The organism is Streptomyces lavendulae subsp. lavendulae, assembly GCF_002803845.1.
Classification (GTDB): domain Bacteria; phylum Actinomycetota; class Actinomycetes; order Streptomycetales; family Streptomycetaceae; genus Streptomyces; species Streptomyces lavendulae.
Window position 1 is genome coordinate 6,831,945 of the sequence record NZ_CP024985.1, and the last position, 13,398, is coordinate 6,845,342.

10 protein-coding genes are annotated in these 13,398 nt (G+C 76.5%); 7 read left to right on the forward strand and 3 right to left on the reverse strand.

Features of this window, described 5'->3' with window-relative positions; genetic code table 11:
- Positions 1-45: 45 nt before the first annotated feature.
- From SLAV_RS30595 to SLAV_RS30605, 3 genes are all read left to right on the forward strand, one after another.
- The gene (locus tag SLAV_RS30595; RefSeq protein WP_234333938.1) at positions 46-495 is read left to right on the forward strand and encodes an ankyrin repeat domain-containing protein; all 450 of its coding nucleotides are present in this window, start codon (positions 46-48) and stop codon (positions 493-495) included.
- 342 nt (positions 496-837) lie between these two features.
- Positions 838-2,235, forward strand: a complete 1,398-nt coding sequence (locus SLAV_RS30600; RefSeq protein WP_030240666.1) for a hypothetical protein — start codon at positions 838-840, stop codon at positions 2,233-2,235.
- A gap of 295 nt (positions 2,236-2,530) precedes the next feature.
- Positions 2,531-3,001 carry a DUF2867 domain-containing protein gene (locus tag SLAV_RS30605; protein ID WP_051841496.1) on the forward strand — a complete coding sequence of 157 codons (471 nt, stop codon included), beginning with the start codon at positions 2,531-2,533 and terminating at the stop codon, positions 2,999-3,001.
- A gap of 524 nt (positions 3,002-3,525) precedes the next feature.
- On the opposite strand, the gene SLAV_RS30610 is transcribed toward SLAV_RS30605, so the two are convergent.
- The 3 genes from SLAV_RS30610 to SLAV_RS30620 are packed head-to-tail and all read right to left on the reverse strand — an operon-like array spanning position 3,526 to position 5,809.
- Complete coding sequence (locus SLAV_RS30610; protein ID WP_030240660.1) at positions 3,526-4,410, reverse strand: 5-oxoprolinase subunit C family protein; 885 nt, start codon at positions 4,408-4,410, stop codon at positions 3,526-3,528.
- Positions 4,407-5,024 (reverse strand): 5-oxoprolinase subunit B family protein, encoded by a 618-nt coding sequence (locus tag SLAV_RS30615; protein WP_030240658.1) that lies wholly within the window; start codon positions 5,022-5,024, stop codon positions 4,407-4,409. Before SLAV_RS30615 ends, SLAV_RS30610 begins: the two co-directional genes overlap by 4 nt.
- The gene (locus tag SLAV_RS30620; RefSeq protein WP_100660996.1) at positions 5,021-5,809 is read right to left on the reverse strand and encodes a LamB/YcsF family protein; all 789 of its coding nucleotides are present in this window, start codon (positions 5,807-5,809) and stop codon (positions 5,021-5,023) included. The genes SLAV_RS30615 and SLAV_RS30620 overlap by 4 nt, the downstream gene beginning before the upstream one ends.
- Positions 5,810-5,872: 63 nt before the next feature.
- On the opposite strand from SLAV_RS30620, the gene SLAV_RS30625 reads away from it, so the two are divergent.
- The 4 genes from SLAV_RS30625 (at position 5,873) to SLAV_RS30640 (ending at position 13,363) form a co-directional block, all read left to right on the forward strand.
- Positions 5,873-7,423, forward strand: a complete 1,551-nt coding sequence (locus SLAV_RS30625) for a hypothetical protein (protein ID WP_234333937.1) — start codon at positions 5,873-5,875, stop codon at positions 7,421-7,423.
- Positions 7,420-7,644, forward strand: a complete 225-nt coding sequence (locus SLAV_RS30630) for a hypothetical protein (protein ID WP_030240648.1) — start codon at positions 7,420-7,422, stop codon at positions 7,642-7,644. The genes SLAV_RS30625 and SLAV_RS30630 overlap by 4 nt, the downstream gene beginning before the upstream one ends.
- Positions 7,641-8,561 carry a hypothetical protein gene (locus SLAV_RS30635; protein ID WP_030240647.1) on the forward strand — a complete coding sequence of 307 codons (921 nt, stop codon included), beginning with the start codon at positions 7,641-7,643 and terminating at the stop codon, positions 8,559-8,561. The genes SLAV_RS30630 and SLAV_RS30635 overlap by 4 nt, the downstream gene beginning before the upstream one ends.
- Positions 8,562-8,626: 65 nt before the next feature.
- Entirely contained in the window at positions 8,627-13,363 is a 4,737-nt protein-coding gene (locus SLAV_RS30640; RefSeq protein ID WP_030240646.1) for a hypothetical protein, read from the forward strand.
- Positions 13,364-13,398: the final 35 nt, after the last annotated feature.

Sequence of the window (13,398 nt, forward strand, 5' to 3'; positions counted from 1 at the left end):
CCGAAGCGGCGAGCGACAAGCAGTGAGTGAAAGGCGGCACGACTGATGAGCAGCACCGACGAAAACCCGGCCGGCGCGGCCGAAGCGGCACAGGCGGACGACGCGGCCGGCGCTCCCGACGCGGACGTCATCGAGCTGGCCACCAAGATCTTCGACCTCGCCCGCCAGGGCGAGACCGGGACGCTGGCCGCCTACCTCGACGCCGGGGTGCCCGCGAACCTCACCAACGACCGCGGCGACACCCTCGTGATGCTCGCCGCCTACCACGGCCACGCCGACGCCGTCACGGCCCTCCTGGAGCGCGGCGCCGAGGCCGACCGGGCGAACGACCGCGGCCAGACCCCGCTCGCCGGCGCGGTCTTCAAGGGCGAGGAGGCGGTCATCCGCGCGCTCCTCGCCGGCGGGGCCGACCCGAACGCCGGAACCCCCTCCGCCGTGGACACCGCCCGCATGTTCGCCAAGGCCGACCTGCTGGAACTCTTCGGAGCCCGGTAATCCGGTTTTTTCCCGGGCCCCGCCCGCCCAGGAGCGGGCCGAGACCTCACGGCTTGGTCACGGCGGCCTTAAATGTGGTCGCGGCACACAAACCGCCTGGGTCATCATGGCGTCGGATTCGATTCGCGGACATGACGGACGGGCAGGAGCGGGCTGGACACGACGGGTGTCCATACCCACCCCTGCCACACCGGCCGCCAGGGTCGCGAAGCACCGACGAGAGTGAGAAGGCAATGGTCTACATCGAGCGGAACATGACGGCGGACGTCCTCACATGCTGTTACGCGGCCCTGTGAATCCCGATTCCCGGTTGCGTCCCCAGCTTGATTTGAGGCCATTCCCATGTTCGAACCAGTCATAGCGCCAAGCGGCACCCTGCTCGGGCTCCTCCAGCGGGGCCGCGGCGACGGCACGCTGCACGCGCTCGCGGCGCCCCGGTCCGAGGCCCTCGCGGCCCTGGACCAGTGCGTGCTCCGCGACCCGCGCCAGGACTGGCAGGTCGAGAACCGCTCCCTGTACTACGCCCGCCTGTACCTGGACCTCGACGGCCCGCTCGGCGCGATCGAGGCGCACCTCTTCAGCCTCGACGACCTCGTCGACGAAGAGGACCACCGCACGGGCCTCGCCCTGTCCGTCCTCGGCCACCTGGCCTCGTACGGCCGCGACGACGCGACCGCGCTGCTGCGCCGCTACGCCGCCTCCGGCGCCAACTGGGCGTGGGCCCTGGACGAGCTCGCCCTGCGCGACGACGACGAGGGGCTGCGCTCCCTCGCCGACCCCGTCCTCGCCCGGTTCCCCGGCACCCCCGAGGGCGACGCCCGGCTCGCCAGCGCGGTCCGCGACGCCTACGAGCCCCGCCCGTGGTGCCTGTGGGAGGAGTCCCCGCTGTACGGGGAGCGGCTGCGCGCCGCCCGCCAGCAGGGCTCCTTCGACCGCTGGCAGCGCCAGCTGACCCCCAGCGGCCCCCGGCCCGGCTGGGGCGTCCAGGCCGTCTTCGACTGGGCCGCCGACGGTCTGCGCCGCGGCACGCCGTTGCACGTGCCCGCCGCGCGCTGTCTCGCCGCCGTGGCCACGCCCGAGGACCGCTCCGCCATCCTCGCGGCCGCCGCCGGAGCCGACGGCGAGGCCGCCCGCGCCACCGCCCTGCACCACCTGGTCCTCGCCGAACCGGACAACCCGGCCGTCCTGGACCTCATCGAAGCCGCCGGGGACGAGCCCGCCGTGGCCGCCTACGAGCGCATGTGCGGCCCCGCCGCCCTCGACCGGGCCCGGCTCTGGGTGCACCGCCCCGACGCCCTGGGAGCGGCCGCCGCGGCCCTCCTGGCCGCCCGCGGCGGGGCCGACGACGCCGGCCTCGTCCTCGGAGCCCTGCGCTCCACCGTCCGGGGCTCGGGCCCCGACACCGTCCGGCTCTTCGCCCTCGTCGACGGCGCGGGCCGGCTCTCCATCGGCTGCGCGGCCCCGGTGCTGCGGCACGTCTACCGCGAGACGGCCTCCTCCCACCTGCGCGGGCGCGCCGCCCGCGCCCTGGCGAGCACGGACCCGACCTTCGCGGCCGGCTTCGCCGTCGAATGCCTCTGGGACTGCGAGGAGACCACCCGCGAGGTCGCGGCCCGCCACGCGGAGACGGCCGACGCCCGCGTCGCCCCCCGCCTGCGCCGCCTGGCGGCGGACCCGGCGGAGGAAGAGGACGTCCAGTCGGCGGTCCGCAGCCGCATCGCGCCGGAGTCGCCGGTGTAGGGGCTGGTGGGCGGTCGGGGTCGGGGGGCGCCCCGCCCGGGTGGACCCGAGATGCGGCTCCCGTCCCTCAGATTCCGGGCCGGGGGCAGCCAGACCACCCGACACGGCGGCCAGAACGACCAACGGACCCCACAGGCGCGTCAGATCGCTACGCGCTTCGCCCGGCATAGCGTCCGCTGCCCGTCCGGGGCTGGACATAGACAGCATGGCTGCGAAGAGCCCCGGGGCGAGCGGGTCGGTGGACGTGTGAGCTAATGGCCTCATGGCCAAGGCAGTTCGCAGGAATGTGCTACCCGTGGTGCAAGCGGCAGGTGCGAGCCTGGTCTCGTACGACCACGTCGACGCGGTAGCCGTCGACCTTCCGCCGGGGACGAACGCCGAAGGCTTCACCCGGTTGCTCCTGTCGAGCCCTCCACGGTGGACGGGCCGGCTGATGGCCGTACGCGACAGGCTGGTCGCTCCCTTCGGTCTGCGGGTGCGGGAGCGTACGGCGGCACAGGACATCCGCATCGAACCGGGCGTCAGGAAGGGACCTTTCACGGTCCTGGAGGTCCGCGAGGACGAGATCCTCTGCGGCGACGACGACAAGCACCTGTCCTTCCGTGCCTCGTTCGCGGTGCGGCCCGGGCCCGATGGATCGGGCCCGGAAGGCGTCTGCACCACGGTCGTCCGTTTCAACAGGCCGGTCGGCCGCCTCTACTTCAGGCTCATCGAGCCCTTCCACCACCTCGTCATCGCCTCCCTGCTCGCCCGGGCCGCTTCCTAGCGCCCCCCGCCCATCCCACCGTCCCTCCGTGCGGGTACCAGCCCCAGACGGCCAGCAGCCGCTATGCCGGGCGAAGCGCGTAGCGATCTGACGCGCCCGTGGGGTCCTCGTGGGGTCCGTTGGTCGCTGTGGTCGTCGTGTCGGGTGGTCTGGGCCGGCCCGGGCCTCGGGCCGATGGCTGTTCGGGGCCGGAATGCGGGACTGGGCGGAGATGGCTCGCACGTCACTGAGCCACCCGCCCCTCCCTCTCATCCCCCGTGACCGTTCTTTTGGGGGTTTCCCGGCAGTCTTTGGCATTCCGTGGCGGGACGGGCTGTCAAGGGTGGCCGAAGGCCATCGCGAAGCGACGGCCGAAGGCCATCGCGAAGCGACGCGACGAAGGAGCGCCCTTGACAGCCCGGCCCGACGCGGAAGGACGATGAGACTGACGGGAAACCCCCAAACCCTCCCTGACACGGACCAAATCGAGTCCCGCCGCACCCGACCCCGCCCCGACGAGGGCATGCCCCGGTAGCCCCCGCCCCTCACCCCGCCCCCACGAACCGAACCCCCACCCCCGGGCGGGCCTGGGCGGCGGCGTTCAGGGCCGGGCCTTCGGGGACCACGCCGACGACCGGGTAGCCGCCGGTCACCGGGTGGTCGGCCAGGAACACCACCGGCAGGCCGTCCGGGGGCACCTGGACCGCGCCCAGCACCATCCCCTCGCTCGGCAGCTCCCCGCCCCGGGTGCGGGCCAGCGGCGGGCCCCCCTCGGTGCGCAGGCCGATGCGGTTGGACGCCGCCGACACCCGGTAGCGCGCGGACAGCAGCCGGGCCAGCGAAGCCCCCGTGAACCAGTCGGCGCGCGGCCCCACCCGCAGCGGGAGCACCAGTTCGGCCGGGACCCCCGGGGCCCCGGGCGCGGCCGGCACCCGCAGGGCGTCCGCCCCGGACACCGGGTCCGGCCCCGGGGGGCCCACCGGGAGCACCGTCCCGGCCGACAGGACCGGCGGGCCCATCCCCGAGAGCAGGTCCGTCGCGCGGCTGCCCAGCACCGGCTGGACGGCGAACCCGCCCCGCACCGCGACGTAGCCGCGCAGCCCGGACTCCGCCCGGCCCACGTCCAGCTCCGCCCCCGCCCGCAGCCGGACCGGCGCACCCCAGGCCGCCGGGCGCCCGCAGACCCGTACCGCGCAGGGAGCCCCGGTCACGGCCACCGTGACCGGGGACAGGGCGCGCAGCGTGACCCCGTCGAAGGTGGTCTCCAGCGTCGCGGCGCCGGCGGGGTTGCCCACCAGCCGGTTGGCCAGGGCGTGGGCGGCGGTGTCCAGGGCGCCCGAGCGGGGTACGCCCAGGTGGGCGTAGCCGGGGCGGCCCAGGTCCTGGAGGGTGGTCAGGGCGCCCGCCCGCAGCACCAGCAGCTCCGTCATGTCCCCGCCTCCGTGAACCGCACCCGTACCCCGGGCGCGAACAGCGCCGCGGGCTCCCGCGCCGGGTCCCACAGCACCGCGTCGGTGGACCCGATCAGCTGCCAGCCGCCGGGGGAGGAGCGCGGGTAGACCCCCGCGTACTCCCCGGCCAGCGCCAGCGAACCCGCCGGGACGGCCGTGCGGGGCGTGGCCCGCCGGGGCAGCCACAGCCGTTCCGGCAGCCCCGTCAGGTAGCCGAAGCCGGGGGCGAACCCGCAGAAGGCCACCCGGAAGACCGTGGCGCCGACCAGCCCCGCGACCTCCTCCCGGGCGACGCCCCAGGCCGCGGCCACCTCCGCGAGGTCCGGGCCGTCGTACCGTACGGGGACGGTGACCAGCGGCCCCTCGGTCCCCGCCAGCGGCGGCACCTCCCAGTCCGCGATCCGGGCCGCCAGTGCCGCCGGCCGCCGTACGCCGTCCAGGAGCACGGTCCGGGCGGCCGGCACCACCTCCCGTACGCCGTCCAGCTCGCCCGCGTCCCGGCGGCGCAGCAGTTCGGCGTGGAGCGCGGCGACCTCGTCCGCCGAGTCCACCTCGACCAGCAGGGCCCGCGCCCCCACCACCAGGGCCCTCACGCGAAGGCCTCCACCCGCACCCCGGCCGCGCCCAGCGCGTCCCGGACCCGGCGGGCCAGCTCCGCCGCCCCCGGGGTGTCCCCGTGCACGCACAGCGAGCGGGCGGCCACGGCGATCCGGCTTCCGTCGGCGGCGGTCACGGAGCCCTCGGCGGCCATCCCCACCGCCCGCGCGACCACCGCGTCCGGGTCGTGGACCACCGCCCCCGGCTCGCCGCGCGGGACCAGCGTCCCGCCGGGCGCGTACGCCCGGTCGGCGAAGGCCTCCGGCACGGGCTCCAGTCCGGCCTCCCCGGCGGCGGCGAGGAGCAGCGACCCGGGCAGCCCCAGGACCGGCAGCCCGGCCTCCCCGGCGGCGAGCCGGATCCCGGCGACGACCGCGCCCGCCTGGGCCGCGTCGTGCACGGTGCGGTTGTAGAGGGCGCCGTGCGGCTTCACGTAGGACACCCGGGACCCGGCGGCGCGGGCGAACACCTCCAGGGCCCCGATCTGGTAGGCGATCTCGTCGGCCAGCTCCCCGGGCGGCACGTCCATCGAGCGCCGTCCGAAGCCCGCCAGGTCGCGGTACGAGACCTGGGCGCCGATGCGTACGCCGCGTTCGGCGGCCCGCTCGCAGACCCGGCGCATGATCGAGGGATCGCCCGCGTGGAAGCCGCAGGCCACGTTGGCGCTGGTGACCACGGACAGCAGGGCCGCGTCGTCGGTCAGCGTCCACCGTCCGAAACCCTCGCCCAGGTCGGCGTTGAGGTCGATCGGGCCCGCGGGAGATGTGATCATGGAAGCCATGCGGCGAGCGTAGAACAGGGCACGCGCGTCCCTCCACGACGGCGGGGACGATCCGGCCGAACCATGCCGTTTGGGATGTTGTCCGTGACACCGCCTAGTCTTTCCGTCGTGACTCTCCCTGCCCCGGCGAAGACCCTCCCGTCCCCGGCGCCGGGCCCCGCCGCCGACGAGGGCCTGGCCCGTCGGCTGCGCGCCCTCGCCTGTACCGCCCCGCTGCACGACCTCGACGTCCGCAAGGCCAATCTGGCCGGCGAGTACGGGGTCTACGCCATGGCCGAGGTGGCGCTGTCGGCGATCGACCTGGTCACGCTCAACATGGACTTCGACACCGGGGCCGACCACGAGCAGATAGTGGCCCGCCTGCTGCCGCGCGTCGCCGCCCAGGCCCCCGCGCGCCCGGCGGCCGAGCACGAGCGCGTCGCGCGCTGGGTGCTGGAGAACCTGATCAACGTGGGCAGCGTGGACCGCGGCTTCCGCGCGATCTACGGCACCTTCGGCCCGGACGGCGTGTACGTCCGGCGCGACTACGACTTCAAGCTGATCGAGGAGGTCCCGGGCTACGGCGGCGCGGTGTACCTGCGCACCACCGACGAGGCGGTCAACGTCCTGGTCGGCGCGCTCGACACGGACGTCACCAGCGCGCAGATCGCCGCCGAGGTCAAGCTGGAGGTGCTGATCAGCCGCGGCCGGCTCGCGGACGCGCAGCTCGCCGCCGAGCAGGCCCGGTACCGCACCGTCCAGTACGCCGAGACGCTGCGCCGCACCCTCGACGCGACCCGGCGCAACGTCCGCGCCGTGGACTGGCTCCGGGCCGTCCCGGACATGATCGCCGAGGCCCTGGACCACGTCGCCGACCGCTACCGGCACGAGAACGCGATCCTCACCAACATCCGCAAGGCGCGCGACGAGGCGGAGGACCCCGACAACAAGCGGCGCGCGGCCGAGCTCGTCGACATCGTCAAGGACTGCATCCGCCGGCACACCCAGCTCCAGTCCCGGCTGCTCGACGCGGGCCCGCTCTTCCGCGCCGAACAGGACCGCCAGGCCTTCGCCGCGCCCGCCCCGCGGTCCGGCATCGACCTCTACGGGCAGCTCGTGGCCCCCCTGCTGCCGCTGCCGCTGGAGCACGCCACCCGGGTCACCGACGCCTTCTTCGCCGCGGGCACCGGGCTGCGCACCCCCGTCTCGGTCCGGGTCGCCGACCTGGTGGAGATCCTGCTGACCCCGCCCGTGGAGCGGGAGCACCTCGGCGTGGAGATGCCGGAGCCCGACCTGATCGCCACCCCCGACGACAGCCGTTTCAGCGAGGAGCAGCTCGCCCGCGCCACGCGGCTCCTGGACCTCCCGCACGACGCCCCGCGCCGGCTGTCCGGGCTGCTCGCCGAGGCCCGGCGCGACGACCCGGACCTGCCCTACCTGGTGGCCCTGCTGGCCGTCCACGCCGCGAGCCCGGCGGTGGGCACGGCGTACCGCCAGGGCGAGGAGCGGATGCTCTTCGCGGTGGACGACGGCACCGAGCTCGACGACCCGGAGTTCGGCGGTGCGGACCTCATCGTCGGCACGGCCCTCCTGGACGCCGCCGGCATGGCCGCCGACCGCGCGGAGGCATCGTGACCCGGCCCCGCCCGCGCCCCGCCGGCGCGGGAACCGGGACGCGCCGGCCCGCGCCGGAGCCCGGCCCCCGTACCGCCCCGACGGCGTCCGCCCCCGGGCCCGGCCGCTCCGGAGCCGTCCCGCCCCGCGGCCGCGCGCTGCCGCAGACAGGCCGCCGCCCCCGGGCCGCCACCCCCACCGCACCGACCCCGCACCGCACCGCCGAGGAGACGTACCAGTGAGCGACCACCACGCCGAGCGCCCCGCGTGGAGCGAGCCGCACCCCGCGTGGAGCGAGTCCGACGCGCCGCCGTCCCCCGTCGCGCCCGCCGCCGGATCCGTCACGCCCGCCGACGCCGCCGACGCGGCCCGCCTCGTCGCCTTCGGACTCCAGCCCCGGCTGCTGCCCGCCCGCGACGCGGAGTACTCCGAGCTGCTGCGCCGCTACCGCGAGGAGCCCGGCTTCGGGCGGCTCGCCGACGCCGTCGCCACCGGCCTCGGCCTCGTCGTCCTGGAGGTGTCCCCCCGCGCGGGGATGGCCGTCGCCGCCGACGAGGACTCCGTCTTCGCCGTCCGCATGGGCGACTACGCCCGCCGCACCGCCGCCGACGGCGGCGACCGCTTCCTGCACGGCCTGGCCCACCTCGCCGTCGCCGCCCTGGCCTTCCCCCGTCCCGAGGACCTCGCCGACAACGGGTACATCGGCCGCGTCACCGTCAACGGCGTCGACGCCTTCGTCCGCCAGACCTGCCGCCGTCTGGAGGAGCGCGCCGAGGAACTCGGCGAGAACACCGACCCCGCCTCCGACGCCCCCGGCCTGGAGGCCGCCTGGCGGGTCTACGCCCGCCGCAGCGCCACCGGAGCCACCAAGGACGCCCGCCGCCTCGCCGGCTCCACCACCGGCATCGTCGGCAAGGCCGCCGCCTTCCTCACCGAGTCCGGGTTCCTCCAGCGCACCGGCGACGAGGCCGGCGGCACCTACCGCACCACCCCCCGCTACCAGCTCCAGGTCCGCGACATGGCGGGCAGCGCCGCCATGGCCGAACTCCTGGAACTCGGCGTGGTCCCCGTCAGTGACGGCTCCGCCACCCTGCTGCCGCCGCCCGAGGGCGACGACCTGGACCTGGCCGCCGACGCGGGCCTGCCCTTCCACGCCTGAGCCGCACCCGATCCCGTACGCCCCCCACGCACACGACCCACGACAGAGCACGAGAGTCCGCCGCCATGTACGAGCTGTCCCGGATCCGCCTCTACTCCATCGGGCCCGCCGGCGCACGCTACGCCGACACCGTGCTCGACCTGCGGGGAGTCGGTGAGCCGGTGCCCCACCCGGCGCCCACCCAGGCGGAGTTCTTCGAGGACGAGCCCACCGGGCCGCCCCGGCGCCCCGCGCCCGCGGGCGTGCTCTTCCTGGAGAACGGCGGCGGCAAGTCCGTCCTGCTCAAGCTGATCTTCTCGGTGATGCTCCCCGGCCACCGCAACACCCTCGGCGGCGCCAGCTCCGGCGTGCTGCGCAAGTTCCTGCTCGCCGACGACTGCGGCCACGTCGCCCTGGAGTGGCAGCACACCCAGACCGGCGAGTGCGTGGTCGTCGGCAAGGTCAGCGAATGGCGCGGCCGCCAGGTCTCCAACGACCCCCGCAAGTTCGCCGAGGCCTGGTACTCCTTCCGCCCCGGTCCGGGCCTGAGCCTGGACAACCTCCCCGTCGCCGAGGCCACCGCCGTGCGCCCGCCCGTCGAGGGGGCCTCCGGCGCCCAGGGCCGACGCCGCACCATGAAGGGCTTCCGCGACGCCCTCACCGAGGCCGGGAAGGCGTACCCGCACCTGGAGGTGTACTTCGAGGAGATCCACGACCGCTGGAACGAGCACCTCACCGAACTCGGCCTCGACCCCGAACTCTTCCGCTACCAGCGCGAGATGAACGCCGACGAGGGCGAGGCCGCGGGCCTGTTCGCGGTCAAGAAGGACTCCGACTTCACCGACCTGCTGCTGCGCGCCGTCACCGACACCCGCGACACCGACGGCCTCGCCGACCTGGTCCACGGCTTCGGCAACAAGCTGGGCCGCCGCGCCGAGCTGATGGCCGAACGCGACTTCACCGCGGGCTCGGTGGACCTCCTCACCCGCATCGTCGAGGCCGCCGAGACCCGCTCCCGGCTGCGCGACGTCCACGCCGGCGCCGAACGCCGCACGCGCACCCTCGCCCGGCGGCTGTCCGCCCGCGCCACCGAGGAGCGCGGCCGCGCGGCCGACCTCGCCCAGCGGGTCACCGGCGCCGCCCACGAGGTCACCGCCGCCGAGGCGCAGCGCACCCGCAGCGCCGCGGTCTCCGCCGAACTCGCCTACCGGCACGCCTCGCTGGCCCTGACCGTGGCCGACAAGGCCGCCGCCGCCCAGCGCCGCGAGCTCCTCGAAGCCCGCACCCTGCACTCCGCCTGGCAGGCCGCCGAGACCGTGCTGCGCCACCGCGCCGCCGCCGACCGCTCCGCCCGGGTCGCCGCCGCGATCCTGGAGGCCGAGCGGGACGCGGCCCCGGCACTGGCCGCGCGCGCCACGGCCGCCGGCGAGCTGGTACGGGCCCTGCACACCGCCGCCGAACAGGGCGAGCGGGCCGCCAACGAGGAGGAGGAGCGCTCCGCCGGGCTCCAGGAGATCGGCGAGACCGCCCACCGCGACGCCACCTCCGCCGCCACCACCGCCCAGCGCGCCCGCAGCGAGGCCGAACACCTGCGCACCCGCCTCGCCGAGGTCGAGCAGGAGACCGCCGAGGCCGTGAAGGCCGGCTGGCTCGACGACACCGCGCCCGACGCCGACCCGGCCCGCGCGGCGCTCGCCGCCAGCGACGCCGAGAAGGCCGCCGTCGCCGCCTGGGAGGAGTCCCGCGAGGCCGCCCGCGCCGCCGCCGACGCCGCCCGCGAGGCCACCGCCGCCGAATCCCGCGCCGAGCTCACCGCAGCCCGCGCCGCCGATGCCGCCGACGCCGCCGAAGCCGCCCACGCGGCCGAGGAACGCGCCGCCGCCTCCCTGGCCGCGTCCCCGCGCCTCGCGGACCTCCTGGGCCTGCCGTCGGCCCCCGACACCTTCCTGCCGCGCCCGCGCGCCGGTGTGCAGCCCGCCTCCGCCCCGGCGGGCGCGGCCGGGCCGGGCCCGTCCAGGGCCGCGGACGCCGGTGGCGCCGCCGGGCAGCCGGGCGCCCAGGGCTCCGCCGCCGCGGTCCCCGCGTCCGCCGCGGCCCCCGGCGGCCTGACCGTGGCCGACCTCGACCGGGGCTCCGACGAGCTGGTCCGGCTGCTGGCCGACACCGTCGGCTCCGCCGAACGCCAGCTGTTCGAGCTGCGCACCGCCGCCGCCGACGACGCCCGCATCCTCGGCGCCCTCGGCGACGGCGGCCTGCTGCCGCCCGGCCCCGATGTCCTCGCCACCGTCGAGTACCTCGGCGAACACGGCATCCCGGCCCTGCCCGGCTGGCGCTACCTCGCCCAGTCCGTGGACCCGGCCGACCACGCCGCCGTCCTCGCCGCCCGCCCCGAACTCGTCGACGGCGTCGTGATCACCGACCCCGACACCCACAGCCGTGCCCGCGAGGTCCTCTCCGCCGCCGCGCTGCTGCCCCGCTCCACGGTCGCCGTCGGCACCGCCGCGGCCCTGCTGGCGCCCGTACCGCCGGCCGGGGACACCGACGGCGTCTTTCTCGTCCCGCCGAACCCGGCCATGCACGACGAGCACGCCGCCGACGAGGAGCGCCAGGCGCTGCGCGCCCGCGCCACGGCCCGCGACACGGAGATCCGCGACCTCGCCGCCCGTCTCTCCGGCGACCGCGAGCTCGCCGCCCGGCTCGCCTCCTGGCGCACCGGCTGCCCGCCCGGCCGCCTCGCCCAGCTCGCCGAACACGCCGCCGCCGCCCGGACCTTCGCCGAGGAGGCCGACGCCGAGCTCGCGGAGGCCCGTACCGTACGCGCCGAGGCCGACGAGGCCGCCGCCGACGCGGCCCGGGTCCGCGACGAGCGCCAGGAGACCGCCCAGCGCGCCCGCCGCGCCGCCGACGCCCTCTCCGGGCTCGCCCACCGCCTGCGCGAGCGCTCCGGCTGGCAGACGAAGGCCCGCGAACTCGCCGAGGAGGCCGCCGAGTCCGAGGCCCGCGCCGAGGCCTGCCTGGACCGGGCCCGCGCCGCCGACGAGGACCGCCGGGCCGCCCAGCGCGCCGCCGACGACGCCCGCCGCACCGCCCGCGCCCTGCGCGCCGAGCGCGCCGAGATCGCCGGCGCCCCCGACCAGCTGCCCGACGAGGACGCCCCGCGCGCCCCGCTCCCCGACCTGCGCGAGGCCTACCGGGCCGCCTCCCGGCTCTACGAGAAGGTCGGCGTCGGCGCCGACCTGCGCGCCGAACAGGCCCGCGCCGAGAGCGACGAGAGCGCCGCCCTCGCCGAACTCGACCGCCTCACCAACAAGGTCCGCACCCGCGCCGCCCAGCTCCTCGAAGGCACCGACGGCGCCGACGGCCCCTCCCGGCAGGCCGCCGCCGCCCGCGCCGAGGCCCTCGTACAGATGCTGGAATCCCGGGCGTCCACCGCGAGCGAGCAGCTCGGCCGGCTGCGCGGCGAGGCCGAACGGCACGCCCCGGCCGACGGCGAGGCCCACACCGAACTGCCCGAAGAGCTGGTCCCGGCCGACGTGGAACAGGCCCAGGGCCTGCTGCGCACGGCCACCGCCCAGCTCGCCGCGCACTCCGCCGCCGTCGAGAGCGCCCGCGCCGCCCACGCCGACCTGCTGCGCGCCCACCGCGCGGCCGAGGACGGCGCCGGGGGCTTCGACGAGACCGCGGCCCTCCTGCGGGACCTGCTGCGCGACCACAGCCACCCGGAGGACGAGCAGGAGCCGGTCGCGCACCAGGGCAGCCTGGAGGAGGCCCGGCAGTCCGCCACCGAGGCCCGCCGCTCCCTGCGCGGCTGCGCGGCCGACCTCTCGGCCGCCGAGTCCGCGGTGCGCGAGGCGAGCGACGTCCTGGTCCGGCACGCCAACGCCACCCGCTACGAGCAGGTGCGCACCCCCGCCCGCCAGCAGATCCGCGAACTGCCCGCCTCCGCACTGCCCGAACACGCCGCCGCATGGGCCGCGGCCTTCGCGCCCCGGCTGCGCGTCCTGACCGACGAGCTCGCCCAGCTGGAGCGCAACCGCGACAGCATCGTCGACCGGCTCCGCGGCCTCGTCGAATCCGCCCTGGCCACCCTGCGGTCCGCGCAGCGGCTCTCCCAGCTGCCGGAGGGCCTGGGGGAGTGGTCGGGACAGGAGTTCCTGCGCATCCGCTTCGAGGAGCCCGACCAGGCCACGCTCACCGAGCGGCTGGGCGAGGTCATCGACGAGGCCACCCGCTCCGCCGTCAAGAAGAACAGCAGCGCCTCCTTCGGCGAGGGCGGCCGCCGCGACGGCATGTCCCTGCTGCTGCGCGGCGTCCAGGCGGCCCTCGAACCCAAGGGCATCGCCGTGGAGATCCTCAAGCCGGACGCCGTGCTGCGCGCCGAGCGCGTCCCGGTCGGCCAGATGGGCGACGTCTTCTCCGGCGGCCAGCTGCTGACCGCCGCCATCGCGCTGTACTGCACCATGGCGGCGCTGCGCAGCAACGACCGCGGCCGCGACAAGCACCGCCACGCGGGCACGCTGTTCCTGGACAACCCGATCGGGCGCGCGAACGCGACCTACCTCCTGGAACTCCAGCGGGCCGTCTCCGACGCGCTCGGGGTCCAGCTGCTCTACACGACGGGCCTCTTCGACACCACGGCCCTCGCCGAGTTCCCGCTGGTCATCCGGCTGCGCAACGATGCCGACCTGCGGGCGGGCCTGAAGTACATCAGCGTCGAGGAGCACCTGCGGCCCGGTCTGCCGCAGCAGTCCCCGGACGGGGAGACCATCCACGGAGAGATCACGGCGACCCGCATGTTCCGCCGCTCGGCCGCCACTTCCTGACCGCCCGCCGGCCCCGCGGTCCCCGCAGGCCCCGG